Source organism: Brevundimonas sp. DC300-4 (assembly GCF_049897365.1).
GTDB lineage: Bacteria > Pseudomonadota > Alphaproteobacteria > Caulobacterales > Caulobacteraceae > Brevundimonas.
This window is the reverse complement of record NZ_JAFCWC010000001.1, coordinates 365,657-378,397: the sequence shown is the minus strand read 5'-3', so window position 1 is coordinate 378,397 and position 12,741 is coordinate 365,657. Positions and strand designations below refer to the sequence as shown.

Annotated in this window: 14 protein-coding genes and 2 tRNA genes; 11 read left to right on the top strand and 5 right to left on the bottom strand. The window is 67.1% G+C overall.

Features of this window, described 5'->3' with window-relative positions; all coding sequences use genetic code 11:
- The first annotated feature begins 61 nt into the window (after positions 1 to 61).
- Positions 62 to 1,846 carry an acyl-CoA dehydrogenase gene (locus ACP7AZ_RS01905; protein WP_426035535.1) on the top strand — a complete coding sequence of 595 codons (1,785 nt, stop codon included), beginning with the start codon at positions 62 to 64 and terminating at the stop codon, positions 1,844 to 1,846.
- 470 nt (positions 1,847 to 2,316) lie between these two features.
- Here the strand turns inward: ACP7AZ_RS01905 and ACP7AZ_RS01900 are convergent, their stop codons facing one another.
- The gene (locus ACP7AZ_RS01900; RefSeq protein WP_426035533.1) at positions 2,317 to 3,108 is read right to left on the bottom strand and encodes a trypsin-like serine peptidase; all 792 of its coding nucleotides are present in this window, start codon (positions 3,106 to 3,108) and stop codon (positions 2,317 to 2,319) included.
- Positions 3,109 to 3,196: 88 nt separating this feature from the next.
- Between ACP7AZ_RS01900 and ACP7AZ_RS01895 the strand changes: the two genes are divergently transcribed.
- Positions 3,197 to 5,413, top strand: a complete 2,217-nt coding sequence (locus tag ACP7AZ_RS01895; RefSeq protein WP_426035531.1) for a S9 family peptidase — start codon at positions 3,197 to 3,199, stop codon at positions 5,411 to 5,413.
- Positions 5,410 to 5,958: a GNAT family N-acetyltransferase gene (locus ACP7AZ_RS01890; protein WP_426035529.1), complete on the top strand. Its 549-nt coding sequence runs from the start codon at positions 5,410 to 5,412 to the stop codon at positions 5,956 to 5,958. Before ACP7AZ_RS01895 ends, ACP7AZ_RS01890 begins: the two co-directional genes overlap by 4 nt.
- Here the strand turns inward: ACP7AZ_RS01890 and ACP7AZ_RS01885 are convergent, their stop codons facing one another.
- On the bottom strand, positions 5,959 to 6,357 hold the full coding sequence (locus tag ACP7AZ_RS01885; RefSeq protein WP_426035527.1) for a response regulator: 399 nt from the start codon (positions 6,355 to 6,357) through the stop codon (positions 5,959 to 5,961).
- Positions 6,358 to 6,547: 190 nt separating this feature from the next.
- Between ACP7AZ_RS01885 and ACP7AZ_RS01880 the strand changes: the two genes are divergently transcribed.
- Entirely contained in the window at positions 6,548 to 7,150 is a 603-nt protein-coding gene (locus tag ACP7AZ_RS01880) for a sensor histidine kinase (RefSeq protein ID WP_426035525.1), read from the top strand.
- Between the two features lie 47 nt (positions 7,151 to 7,197).
- On the opposite strand, the gene ACP7AZ_RS01875 is transcribed toward ACP7AZ_RS01880, so the two are convergent.
- Positions 7,198 to 7,271, bottom strand: a tRNA-Gln gene (locus ACP7AZ_RS01875).
- Between the two features lie 155 nt (positions 7,272 to 7,426).
- Between ACP7AZ_RS01875 and ACP7AZ_RS01870 the strand changes: the two genes are divergently transcribed.
- Positions 7,427 to 7,503 (top strand) — tRNA-Pro (locus tag ACP7AZ_RS01870).
- 68 nt (positions 7,504 to 7,571) lie between these two features.
- Here the strand turns inward: ACP7AZ_RS01870 and ilvC are convergent.
- Positions 7,572 to 8,588: a ketol-acid reductoisomerase gene (ilvC, locus tag ACP7AZ_RS01865; RefSeq protein ID WP_426035523.1), complete on the bottom strand. Its 1,017-nt coding sequence runs from the start codon at positions 8,586 to 8,588 to the stop codon at positions 7,572 to 7,574.
- On the opposite strand from ilvC, the gene ACP7AZ_RS01860 reads away from it, so the two are divergent.
- The 6 genes from ACP7AZ_RS01860 (at position 8,587) to ACP7AZ_RS01835 (ending at position 11,969) form a co-directional block, all read left to right on the top strand.
- Complete coding sequence (locus ACP7AZ_RS01860) at positions 8,587 to 9,129, top strand: DUF924 family protein (RefSeq protein WP_426035521.1); 543 nt, start codon at positions 8,587 to 8,589, stop codon at positions 9,127 to 9,129. The genes ilvC and ACP7AZ_RS01860 overlap by 2 nt on opposite strands.
- Before the next feature lie 323 nt (positions 9,130 to 9,452).
- Positions 9,453 to 10,310, top strand: coding sequence for a thymidylate synthase (locus ACP7AZ_RS01855; RefSeq protein WP_426036062.1), 858 nt, complete (start codon positions 9,453 to 9,455; stop codon positions 10,308 to 10,310).
- Positions 10,307 to 10,621 carry a phosphoribosyl-ATP pyrophosphohydrolase gene (locus ACP7AZ_RS01850; protein WP_426035519.1) on the top strand — a complete coding sequence of 105 codons (315 nt, stop codon included), beginning with the start codon at positions 10,307 to 10,309 and terminating at the stop codon, positions 10,619 to 10,621. Before ACP7AZ_RS01855 ends, ACP7AZ_RS01850 begins: the two co-directional genes overlap by 4 nt.
- Before the next feature lie 93 nt (positions 10,622 to 10,714).
- Positions 10,715 to 10,930 carry an aquaporin gene (locus ACP7AZ_RS01845; protein WP_426035517.1) on the top strand — a complete coding sequence of 72 codons (216 nt, stop codon included), beginning with the start codon at positions 10,715 to 10,717 and terminating at the stop codon, positions 10,928 to 10,930.
- Between the two features lie 173 nt (positions 10,931 to 11,103).
- The gene (locus ACP7AZ_RS01840; protein ID WP_426035515.1) at positions 11,104 to 11,631 is read left to right on the top strand and encodes a dihydrofolate reductase; all 528 of its coding nucleotides are present in this window, start codon (positions 11,104 to 11,106) and stop codon (positions 11,629 to 11,631) included.
- 17 nt (positions 11,632 to 11,648) lie between these two features.
- Positions 11,649 to 11,969, top strand: coding sequence for a YbjQ family protein (locus tag ACP7AZ_RS01835; RefSeq protein ID WP_303695630.1), 321 nt, complete (start codon positions 11,649 to 11,651; stop codon positions 11,967 to 11,969).
- Here ACP7AZ_RS01835 and ACP7AZ_RS01830 read toward each other — a convergent pair.
- The gene (locus ACP7AZ_RS01830) at positions 11,936 to 12,700 is read right to left on the bottom strand and encodes a sterol desaturase family protein (RefSeq protein WP_426035513.1); all 765 of its coding nucleotides are present in this window, start codon (positions 12,698 to 12,700) and stop codon (positions 11,936 to 11,938) included. The two genes, ACP7AZ_RS01835 and ACP7AZ_RS01830, sit on opposite strands and share 34 nt — an antisense overlap.
- Between the last annotated feature and the right edge of the window lie 41 nt (positions 12,701 to 12,741).

The following is a 12,741-nucleotide window of genomic DNA, read 5'->3' as shown; positions in this document are numbered from 1 at the left end:
GGTCTGACGCACTGCGTGACTTGAGTAAGAAGACGCTTCAGCCCGACCGGAGATTTCCGCCATGACCTATCGCGCCCCCGTTCGGGATCTCGCCTTCAGCCTGACCGCCATCGCCGGCATCGACCAGGTCGCTGCCACCGGCGCCTTCCCGGACTATGACGCCGACGTTCTGGGCGCCGTGCTGGAGGCCGCAGGTCAGTTCTCCGAAGGCGTGCTGGCGCCGCTGAACCGCATCGGCGATCAGAAGGGTTCGACCTACGCCAACGGCTCGGTCACCGCCGCGCCCGGTTTCGCCGACGCCTATCGCCAGTTCGCCGAGGGCGGCTGGACCGGTCTGACGGCCTCGGCCGAGGCTGGCGGCCAGGCCCTGCCCAAGGCGCTGGAACTGGCGGCCTACGAGACCATCCAGTCGGCCAACATGGCCTTCGCCCTGTGCCCCATGCTGTCTCTGGCCGCGATCGAGGCGCTGGAGCAGGTCGGCACCGACCACCAGAAGACAACCTACCTGCCCAGGCTTGTCTCCGGCGAGTGGACCGGCGCCATGGTCCTGACCGAGCCGGGCGCGGGCTCGGACCTGGGCGCCCTGACGGCGACCGCGACGCCGAACGGCGACGGGACCTACGCCCTCAACGGCCAGAAGATCTACATCACCTGGGGCGACCACGACGCGACGCCGAACATCGTCCATCTGGTCCTCGCCCGCCTGCCCGACGCCCCTCCGGGACCGAAGGGCATCAGCCTGTTCCTGGCGTCGAAGTTCGAGGTCAAGGCCGACGGCTCGCTCGGCGGACGCAACGACTTCCGCCCTGTCGGCATCGAGCACAAGCTGGGCATCCACGCCTCCCCGACCTGCGTCATGAGCTATGAAGGCGCGCGCGCCGAGCTGGTCGGTCAGCCGAACCAGGGCCTGGCTCACATGTTCGTGATGATGAACAATGCCCGCCTGGCCGTCGGCGTCCAGGGCGTCGGCGTCGCCGAGGGCGCCTACCAGCACGCCCTGGCCTATGCGCTGGACCGGCGTCAGGGCCGCTCGATCTGGACCGGAGAGGCCAACGCTCCGATCATCGACCACCCCGATATCCGCCGTACGCTCGCGGTCATGAAGGCGAAGATCGAGGCCGCCCGCGCCATCTGTTTCGCCACCGGGGTCGCCGCGGACATGGCCCGGCACGCCGCCACCGAGGACGAGCGCAGGGCCTGGAAGGGCCGTGAGGACCTGTTCGTGCCGATCGCCAAGGCCTGGGGCACCGACGTTGGCTGCGACGTGGCCTCGGACGGAATCCAGATCCACGGCGGCATGGGCTTCATCGAGGAGACCGGCGCCGCCCAGTACTACCGCGACGCCCGCATCACCCCGATCTACGAAGGCACCAACGGCATCCAGGCGATAGACCTTGTCGGCCGCAAACTGTCCCATGACGGCGGCGCATCGGCCAAGGCTGTCATCACCGAGATGAAGGCGACGCTGAAGGTCCTCGGGGCGCTCTACACCGGCAAGCCCGTCGAGCGGTTCGCCGCCGCTATCGGCGCGGTCGAGGACGCGACCCTGTGGCTGCTCGACGCCAAGGCCGATGCGGCGCGCGGCGCCGATGTACTCGCCGCCGCTGACGCCTATCTGAAGCTGCTCGGCGACGTCATCGGCGGCTGGATGCTGGCCAGGGGGGCCCTGGCGGCCAGGGCCCGTCTCGACGCCCACGACGGCGATCCGGCCTGGCTGCAGGGCAAGATCGACCTCTATGAGGTCTATGCCGCCAACATCCTCGGCCACGCTTCCAGCCGCCTCGCGGCCATCGGTCAGGGCGGCGACCTGCTGTCGCGGATGACCCGCGAAGCGCTGGGGGCTTAGGCGCTCCTGTCTCTTCCCGGTGCGGTGGTGGGTTAGAGATTCATCCAGGCGCCCTTGGCTTTTCCGTGCACCCCGGCGAAGGCCGGGGTCCAGATCACAGACCCAGGCGGCTGGAATTTGGCGCTCATCTTCGTGCCGAGAGTCGGAGTGCGCCATCTGGACCCCGGCCTTCGCCGGGGTGCACGGTGATAAAGTCAGCACCGTTGAATGTAGAGCAGCGCCAAGCGAGCGAAGGTAAGAGGTATTTATTCCTCACGGCCTCTTGCGCGGCAGGAGAGCCACACCCACCTCCTCAAGGAGGCTTGTGAAATCGTCGGATCAGGCAAGAGCGTTGGACTCGCATTGGACTCGAGTCCAATCAGGACATCGTTCCAACACCCTGAAGATGTTCGAAATTTACTGGTCGTTGGACTCTTTGGACTCGGTTTTTCCGGAGTCCAATCCAGCCCGGCCTGAGCGTCGTGCGGAGCCTATCGGTCCAGCATCTCGATCGCCTCGCGGATATAGACGGCGTGGGTCACCACCCCGATCTCGAGCTGTTCGTCGTTGACCCTCACCTCCTGGCTCAGCAGGCCGGCGATGAAGGCGGTCTCCGGCTCCGTCGTGCCGGGACGCTTCCGCGCGCTCGGGGTCCAGAAGACCGGCCCCCCGGAGTTGCCGGGGAAGACGGTGAAATCCAGCAGGAAGGTCGGAAACGCGCTGACGGGCGAGAGGGGATACGACGCGATCCGCCCGACCCTCAGGATCGGAAAACCGGCCCGGTTGGCCGACAGTCCGCGCGGAAAGCCCAGCGACAACAGCTCATCGCCCGGCCCCACCTGCCAGGCGTCGAAGGCGTTCTCGTCCGCCAGCCAGCCCAGGGGGATCGCTGCCCGGGCGAAAGCTTCCGGGGCCTGCACCTCCATCACGGCCACATCGCGATCCGGATGCTGGGTCCACAGCGGCTGCCCCTCCGCGTCGCGGATCGTCAGGGGCTCGGGATCAAAACGCCACGTCCCGTCACCCAGCGGCGTGCGCCAGCCGATCCGCGCCTCGGCCTCGTTCATGGTCTCCAGCACATGGGCCGCGGTGACCAGAACGACCCGCGGCGTCCCGTCGGGCCTCGGCGCCTGGATCAGAAACCCGGTGCCCACGGTCCGCGTGGTCGGTCCCGACGGCTGGTCCAGCTGCACCGTCGCGTCGATCAGACCGACCGTCAGGTCCCAGACATGGGCGACGATCGGCGGCGGCGCGGCGTCCTGGGCGGGCGGGATCTCGATCATGGGCAACCTTCCTGGACGGGCGCTGCATTTGACGGCGTGCATGCCGGTCGCACAAGCTGCGCCACTGACTTACAGGGGAGCGACCACGATGAACCGCCGCGAATTCGTCGCCACGACCGCCGCCTCGGCGCTCGCCGCCGCCTCCCCCGCCCTCGCCCGTTCCCCCGGAGCCCAGATGTCGCCTTCGCCCCCCGTCGCCCGGAAGATTCCCGTCGTCATCGAACAGTTGGGGCGCATACGCACCGACGACTATCAGTGGATGAAGGATGACAACTGGCAGGCCGTCCTGCGCGACCCGACCCTAATCAAGGCCGATGTCAAGGAGCACCTGGAGGCCGAGAACGCCTATCGCGAGGCCATGCTGGCCTCGACCCTTCCGCTGCAGGCGCAGCTGTTCGAGGAGATGAAGGGCCGCATCAAGGAGGACGATTCATCCGTCCCCTCGCCCGACGGCCCGTGGGAGTATTTCACCGAATACCGCACCGGCGACCAGCACCCCCGCTATATGCGTGTCGAGCGCCAGGGGACTTGGATCGCCGACGGGCGACAGGTGACTAAGAACTTCATCGTCGCCCCGACGCCCGAACTGCTGCTGGACTGTAACCTGCTGGCCGAGGGCAAGGCCTATTCAGAGGTCTCGGCCGTCGAGCACAGCCCCGACCACACCCTGTTCGCCTATGCCGAAGACGCCCAGGGGTCGGAGGTCCACCACATCTACACCCGCGACCTGGCGACCGGCGAGGTCCTACCCGACCCGATCACGTCGGCGACCGGCAACTTCACCTTCTCGCCCTGCTCCTGCTGGATCTTCTGGACCAACCGCGACGACAACGGCCGCCCGGACAAGATCTTCCGCCGCCCCTCCCGCGGCGGCGAAACGACACTGGTCTACGAGGAAGCCGATGACGGCATGTTCATGGGCGTCGAACGCACCTCCGACGACGCCTTCATCGTCATCTCGATCCAGAATCAGGAGACTTCGGAGGCCCGCTACATTTCCGGCCAGCGGCCGACGAACCTGCCCGTCATCCTGGCCGAGCGCGAGGTCGCCGTCCGCTACGACGTCGATCACTGGCAGGACCGCTGGGTCATCCGCACCAACGCCGACGACGCCATCGACTTCAAGATTGTCCAGACCCCGACCGAAAGGCCCGCCCGCGCCAGCTGGGAGGACCTGGTCCCCCACACGCCCGGCCGCTTCATCGAGGGCGTGGCCGTGGTGAAGAGCTTCCTCGCCCGGCAGGAGCGCGCCGACGCCAATACGAAGATCGTCATCCGCAGCCGCGCGGGCGACGAGCACGAGATCGCCGTCGACGAACCGGCCTACGCCCTGTCGCTGGCCGGGGCGTCGGAGTTCGAAACCACGACGATGCGCTACGACTACAACTCGCCGTCGACCCCGACCTCGACCTACGACTACGACCTCGCCACCCGTGTGCGGACCTTGCGCAAGGTACAGGAGGTCCCTTCGGGCCACGACCCGGCGGACTATGTGGTCGAGCGGCTGAACGCCCCTGCTTCGGACGGCAAGCTGGTGCCGGTCACTGTTCTGCGTCGTCGCTCGACGCCCGTCGACGGGTCCGCACCCCTGCTGCTCTACGGCTACGGCTCCTACGGCATCCCGATGTCGGCCAGCTTCTCGACCGGAAGGCTGTCGCTGGTCGATCGCGGCTGGATCTACGCCATCGCCCACATCCGGGGCGGCTCGGACAAGGGCTGGGGTTGGTTCCTCGACGGACGCAAATTTACTAAGAAGAACACCTTCACGGACTTCACGGCCGCCGCCGACCATCTGATCAGCCGAGACTACGCCCGCGCCGGGAACATCGTGGCGCAAGGGGGGTCCGCAGGCGGCCTGCTGATGGGGGCGGTGACCAATATGAGGCCCGAGCTCTGGGCCGGGGTCATCGGCCAGGTGCCGTTCGTGGACGTGATCAACACCATGTCGGACGTCAGCCTGCCCCTGACGCCGCCGGAATGGCCCGAGTGGGGCAATCCGATCGAGGACGTCCAGGCCTATGACTACATTGCCAGCTACAGCCCCTATGACAACGTCGAGGCCAGGGCCTATCCGGCGATCCTGGCCACGGGGGGCCTGTCCGATCCCCGCGTGACCTACTGGGAGCCCGAGAAGTGGGTCGCCCGGCTGCGGCCCGCGACGACCTCGGGCAAGCCGGTCCTGCTGAAGATCAACATGGAGGCCGGCCACGGCGGAGCCTCCGGCCGTTTCGATTATCTGAAGGAAGTCGCCCACGACTACGCTTTCGCGGTCTGGGCGATCCAACGGGGGTGGGAGGCCGCGTGATCCGCGAGGCGACACCCGACGACCTCCCCACCATCACGGCCCTCTACGGCCGCGAGGTTCTGACCGGCACGGCGACGTTCGAGCTGGAGCCGCCCTCGCTGGCCGAGATGACCGGCCGTTTCTCCGCCGTCCGCGCCAGGGGTCTGCCGTGGTTCGTGGCAGAGATCGACGGCGCCTTCGCGGGCTATGCCTACGCCTCGCCGTTCCGGCCGCGTCCGGCCTATCGCTACGGCGTCGAGGGCTCGATCTATGTCGAGGAGACCGCGCGCGGCCGCGGCATCGGCCGCGCGCTGCTGGTCGCCCTGATCGATCGGGCCCGCGAGCTGGGCCTGCGCCATATCATCGGCGCCATCAGCGACAGCACAACCAGTCAGGCGTCGATCGCCCTGCATGAACGCCTCGGATTCGGCCGCGTGGGTCGCTACCATCAGGTCGGCTGGAAGTTCGATCGGTGGCTGGACGTCCACCTGATGCAGCTTGATCTCGATCCGACCGGCGTCCCGCCCAAGGCTCCGGGAATCGATCTGACCGGAGGTCTCGCCTGATCAGTGCGGGGCGATGTCCGCCGGCGGCGTGGTCAGCCACGGCGCCAGCCGGAACCGCCTCGGCGGATCGCCCACCGTCCGGGTCAGGATAAAACGCTGTGCGAAGGCCACAACGGCGCGGATCGTCTGCTCGTCGAACGGCTTGGACACAGCGCCTAGCGCGCCCGCGAATCCGTCGGGAATCTGTTCCGGGTTGGCGGTCAGGAAGATCACGGCCATACCGTAGTCGCTCACCAGTCGATGCGCGATCTGCGGCCCGGTCATCCCGTCCAGCAGGTTGACATCCACCAGGGCCAGCCTTGGCCGCTCGCGCTCGGCAATCTCGAAGGGGCCCTTGCGATCCATGGCGCAGCCGACCACGTCGCACCCGGCGTCGCCAAGCACGAGCTCCAGTTCCATCGCGAGGATCGCCTAGTCCTCCACGATCATGACCCGCAGGCCAGACGTCTGCTGCAATCTACTCGCCAAAGCGCCCCGCCGACGGTCGTAAAGGTTACTGTGTCGGTTACCGCACAATCCAAACGCGCGCTTGGAAAGTTGGTTCACCGTGAGGTATCAGAATCTCCGATTTACGCGCCTTGGGGGGCGAATGGCCGCCGACTCGGAACTGAGACTCGCCGAGATCGATCCGCCGCTGCCTGGCGGCTATCAGCTGCTCCAGGCGCTGGTCGGCATCCGGCTGCGCAGCGTCCGGGATTCCGAGAGCCGGCGGCATCTGACCTGGCTCAGCGACATCGTCGCCGCCATGGGTCTGATCAATCGCCGCGTGGTGGAGGGCGGGTCAGTCGATTTCGCCGCCTACCTGGATGACGCGACGGGCTTCTGGCGGCGGACCTGCGAGACTCGCGGCGTGCGCATCGACCTGCGCGCCGCCCCGACCGCCCTGCCGGAAAGCCACGCCCTGCCCTTGGCCATCATCGTGCACGAGTTGATCTCCAACGCCGTGCGCCACGCCTTCCCGGAAGACCGCCGGGGCTCCATCGCCATCGCCTGCTCCCGGGCCTCCGACGGCGTCAGCCTGGTGGTTCGCGATTCGGGGATCGGCGCGGATGACCTCGCCAAGGGGGACGGCCTGGCGCTGGTGGAGGGGCTGGTCGCCCATCTGGGGGGCGCCATGGTCATCGAATCCGCGGCCGGAGCCGGTGTCGGCATCCGCGTGCGCCTGACTATACGGCCCGAAACGACGCACTGACGCCCGCCCCTGAGGGCGTGGTCATGGCTGGACTGCCTGGAAGGCCGTGGCTGGGGAACAAGGACTCGAACCTTGAATGACGGTACCAAAAACCGGAGTGTTACCATTACACCATTCCCCAGCAGGACCGGTGCGCCCGAGGGCCTGGGCCCGAGGGAGGCGGTCGAATACGCCAAGGCTGCCGGGGATGCAACACCCGGTTTCCGGACTATTTTGCAAAGCCCCGGATCGCGCTTGCAGGCTCCGAAACCCCTCGCTATAAGCCCGCCTCCAAGTCGGAGTGTGGCTCAGTCTGGTAGAGCACTGCCTTCGGGAGGCAGGGGTCGGAGGTTCGAATCCTCTCACTCCGACCATTTATGCAGGGGTGTCCGAACCCCCGATACGATCGAAAGAGCGCCCCGTCAGGAGCGCTCTTTTCGTTTCAGTCCTCCGCCCTTGTCGCCACCTCCCCCAGACGCAGGCCCACGGCCTCGATCGTACGGCCTCCCAGCGCCTTCCTGCGCGCCAGCAGTTCGGGCGAACCGGCGTCGTAGTCGGCCATCAGCCGCTTCACGAACGACCCGTCGCGCACATCGGCCAGCACCCCGTCCATCGCCGTCCGCGACGCCTCCCCGATCACGCGAGGGCCGGTCAGATAGGCGCCGTACTCGGCGGTGTTGGAGATCTTGGCGAAGGCCCCGGCGATGCCGCGTTCGTACATCAGGTCCGTGACCAGCTTGACCTCGTAGAAGCATTCGAACCACGCCACCTCCGGCGGATAGCCGGCGTCGACCAGCTTCATGAAGGCCGCGTCGATCAGTTCGCCGACGCCGCCGCACAGCACCACCTGTTCCCCGAACAGGTCGCTCTCGCATTCAGCGGCGAAGGTGGTCTCCAGAATGCCCTTGCGGCCGCAGCCCAGAGCCGCGGCATAGGACAGGCCGAGGGCGTGGGCTCCGCCGGTCGCGTCCTGATGGACCCCGAACAGGCAGAAGACTCCCTCCCCGGCTTCGTAGAGATCGCGGATGCGCGGTCCGATGCCCTTGGGCGAATCGAGGATGACGTCGAGGTCGGTGCGCGGCGTCACCAGCCCGAACCGCACCGACAGGCCGTGGGCGAAGATCAGGGCCGCGCCCGGCCGGATGCTCGGCTCGATCTCATCGCGATACAGGTCACGATGCGCCTCGTCGGAGACCATGACGGCGATGACGTCGGCGCCCGCCGTCGCCTCGCCGGCGGTCAGGACACGGAAGCCGTCGGCCTCTGCCTTCGCCCGCGTCGTCGAACCGGCCTTCAGCCCCACGACGATGTCGACGACGCCGCTGTCGCGCAGGTTCAGTGCGTGGGTCCGCCCCTGGCTGCCGTAGCCGATGATCGCCACCCGCTTGCCGCGGATGATCGACAGGTCGCAGTCGCGGTCGTGGAAGACGGGAAGCGGATTGGGTACAAGCTGGCTCATGACCGTCCTCATAACGCCTTCCTCCGTCGTCGCCTTCTGGAAAGAGGCGGGGCCGCAGAAGTGGTACGCCAAGGACGAGGCCTTCGACCGCGCGTTCCGCGAGGCTGCTCTCGACCCGCACTGGGCCGCCGCCCGGCGGGAACTGGATGACTGGATCGAGACGGCCGAGGGCGCCCTGGCCCTGATGATCCTGCTCGATCAGTATCCCCGGAACTCTTACCGCGGCACGGCGCACCAGTTCGCCACCGACAGCCTGGGGCTGATGTACGCGAAACAGGCCTGGGAGCGCGGTTGGCCCCAGACGTTCGAGCCGGATCTGCGCCAGTTCTTCGTCACCCCGTTCGAGCATTCCGAGGCCCTGGCCGAACAGGACGCCGCCCTGCCCTTGTGCGCCGACATGCCCGAGGTGCTGAAGTACGCCCACATCCACCGGGACATCATCGTTCGCTTCGGCCGCTTCCCGCACCGCAACCGGGCGCTGGGCCGCGAGACGACGGCGGAGGAACAGGCCTTTCTGGATCAGGGCGGGTTCGGAGGCTGAACCGCCGGATTGCACTCAAAAAAAAGGAGTCCAAAGAGTCCAACTTCTCTGTGTCCGTGAGCGATAATTTCCCTATCTCATTCAAATTATGGGAGTTACTGGACCGAGCACGAATAGAGGCAGGGGTTGGCGAGCGCACCCCGTCGGCGGGGCATCGCGCCGCCCTGACCGTAGAGGTCCGGGAGAGTTGATCTGGCTGGCGCGGTTCAAGCCGGAACCCTGCCACGCGGGTGCGCCAGATTCGGTCGCAGGCGAGGCCAATTTCCTGTGAGCAACCGAATCGCGCCGATGTGACGGCGGCGAATCACCGGCACACTGTGGCGATGAACGCCGTGGCCCAGATCAGTGACCTTCAGGACCGTATCGGCGCCGCGCCGGCCGATCATCCGGAATTCCAGTACCTCAACCTGTTGCGCGACATTCTCGACAACGGGGTGCGTCGCGACGACCGCACCGGCACAGGCACCCTGGGCGTGTTCGGCCGCCAGTTGCGCTTTGACCTGTCTAAGGGCTTTCCCCTTCTGACGACCAAGAAGCTGCACCTGCGCTCGATCATCGTCGAACTGCTGTGGTTCCTGCGCGGCGAGACCAACACCCGCTGGCTGAAGGAGAACGGCTGCTCGATCTGGGACGAGTGGGCCGACGAGAATGGCGAGCTGGGTCCGGTTTACGGGAAACAGTGGCGGTCGTGGGCCGCGCCGAACGGCGAGTCGATTGACCAGATCGCGCGCCTGCTCGAGGGGCTGAAGGCCAACCCCAACAGCCGGCGTCACATCGTCTCGGCCTGGAACCCGGCCGATATCGAGGACATGGCCCTGCCGCCCTGTCACTGCCTGTTCCAGTTCTTCGTCGCCGACGGCAAGCTGAGCTGCCAGCTGTACCAGCGCTCGGCCGATGTCTTCCTGGGTGTGCCGTTCAACATCGCATCGTATGCGCTGCTGACCATGATGGTGGCCCAGGTCACGGGGCTGGAGCCGGGCGACTTCGTCCACACCCTTGGCGACGCCCACCTGTATTCGAACCACGTCGAACAGGCCGCGCTCCAGCTGACCCGCCAGCCGCTGGCGTTGCCGACCATGACCATCGCGGCGAAGCGCGACCTGTTCGCCTTCGATCCGTCGGACTTCGTCCTGTCGGGTTACGAGGCGCACCCGCACATCAAGGCGGCCGTCGCCATATGATCCTCTCCGAACTGTCGGAGAAGGTCGCTCGCATCTCCGACATCTATGCCGCCGAACACGGCATCGACCGCTCCGGCGACTGGGCGATCCTGAAGCTGCAGGAGGAACTGGGCGAGCTGACGGCCGAACATCTGCGGATCAGCGGCCGCGCGCGGGGCGCCGCCGATCCGGACGCGCTAGGCGACGAGGCGGCCGATGTCCTGGGCATGCTTCTGATCTATTGCGACCGCGCAGGCATCGATCTGGAGAAGGCGATGCAACGCAAATGGCTCCACTGGCTCGAGCCGAAGACCGGCGTTCAATTCGCCTAGCGTCACCATAGGACTCGGCGCGGCCTTCCGTCTGGATCCGCATCGGGCGGCCGGGGTGCCAGCGGCGACAAGGGTCACGGACCGTTCGCGGGCGTGGCCATCGGCGTCACCCCTGCGGTCATCCACATCGTCGGCATCCAGGCGACCGGCGTCTCGGTCAATCCGGCCCGCAGCTTCGGTCCCGCTGTCCTCGCGGGGGCGCGGGGGCACGGAGATCCGCGAGCTGTGGCTGTTCATCGTCGCCCCGGCCGTGGGCGCGGTGCTGGGGCTCTGTTGTTCCGGTTGAAAGTGCTGGACCCGGACCCCTGACACAGGTCAGTGGGCGGCCAGAGCATGATCGTTTCTGGTGGACTCGCTTCGCGGGTCCGACATGAAGCGTGAATCAAGCTTTCGCTTAAACCTGGAGCCTGATTCACGGCATCAGCGGAATCGCGAAGCGATTCCTCCTCAGCCGATCAGGTTCTGCATCGACGGAGCCGCCCATGCCCATTCCTCACATTGCTCTCGTGGTGGCACGCGCCCGGAACGGCGTCATCGGCAGGGACGGCGACCTGCCGTGGACGCTGCGCAGCGACCTGCAACGGTTCAAGGCGATCACCACGGGCAAGCCCTGTATCATGGGCCGCAGCACCTGGGAGAGCCTGCCGCTGCGCCCCCTGCCCGGCCGGCTGAACCTGATCCTGTCACGCGACCTGTCCTATGAGGAATCCGGCAAGGCGAGGGGCGCCGTGGTCGTCTCCAGCTTCGCCGACGCCATCGATATCGCCCGCGAGACGGCCGAGGACGACGACATCGACGAGGTTTGCGTCATCGGCGGCACGGCCCTGTTCGAGACCGCCCTGCCGCGTGCGAAGCGGCTCTACATCACCGAGGTGGATGCGGAGCCGCAGGGCGACGCGGTCTTTCCGGCCTTCGACGAATCCCTCTTCCGCGAAGTCTCGATCGAGCGGCATGATGCGGGCGAGAAAGACGACCACGCCTTCGCCTTCCGCATCCTCGAACGCCTCTGACCCCGGAGCCGCCAGTCATGATGACCTCCACCACCAACGAGATCTTCGGCCACAAGGTCGTGCGCCACATCGGCGTCGTGCGCGGCATCACCGTGCGCTCGCGCAACGCCATTTCGGACATGGTGGGGGGCGTCCAGTCGATGCTCGGCGGCCGCGTCGGGGCCTATGTGAAGCTGGCCGAGGTCGGGCGGCAGGAAGCCTTCGAACATCTGGTCGAACACGCCAGGGCCGCCGGGGCGAACGCCATCCTGGCCATGCGCTACGACGCCACCGAGATCATGCCCGGCGTGACCGAGGTGCTGGCCTACGGCACGGCGGTCGTCGTCGAACCCGTCTGAGTCCTGTCCGCAGGCGGCATGGCGTCGGTCCCGCACCAGCGGTCCCAGACCCGGAAATAGAGCCCGAAATTCGTCCTCATGTGGGTGTGGTGCCGGCTGTGATGGGTCGCCGTGATCAGCTGTGAGCCGATCCGCCCGCGCACCCAACGATCCGGCCACATCTCCCGGCCGCAGTGATTCATCACCGCCGTCGCCGTCATCACCGTCAGCATCACGGCCAGCATCCAGATGTTCAGCGGGACGATGAAGGCCAGAACCGGCAGCAACCAGGCGGTCAACACGGCCTCCGCCGGATCGAAGGCGAAACTGGCGAAGGGGCTGGGGTCGCGCGCCCGGTGATGCGCCGCATGGGCCCAGGCGAAGACCCGCCGGTCGTGCAGCAGCCGGTGGGTCCAGTAGTAATGGGCGTCCTGCACGATGAGCAGGAGCAGGAAACTGAGCGGCAGCCACCACAGGGGCCAGGCGGCGGGATCGAGATACAGTTTCGTCCCGCCCGCCTTCCACGCCTCCAGGGCGATGGCCGCGGGGAAGGCGTAGATCGGCGTCGACAGTAGTGAGTAGCGGATCTCGTGCAGCATCAGCCTGCGCGACGGCCGCTCGCGGTTCAATCGGCGCCCGACGCCGTTCGGTCGCCCCCAGGTGATCCACCACATGCCGCCCGCGACCAGCAGATAGCGCGCACCGATGATTAGGCTGAGCCAGACTGTGGTGACGAGGACGGCGACGACCATAGATTCACCTTACCCCTTCCTCCCCCGTCGGGGGAGGACCC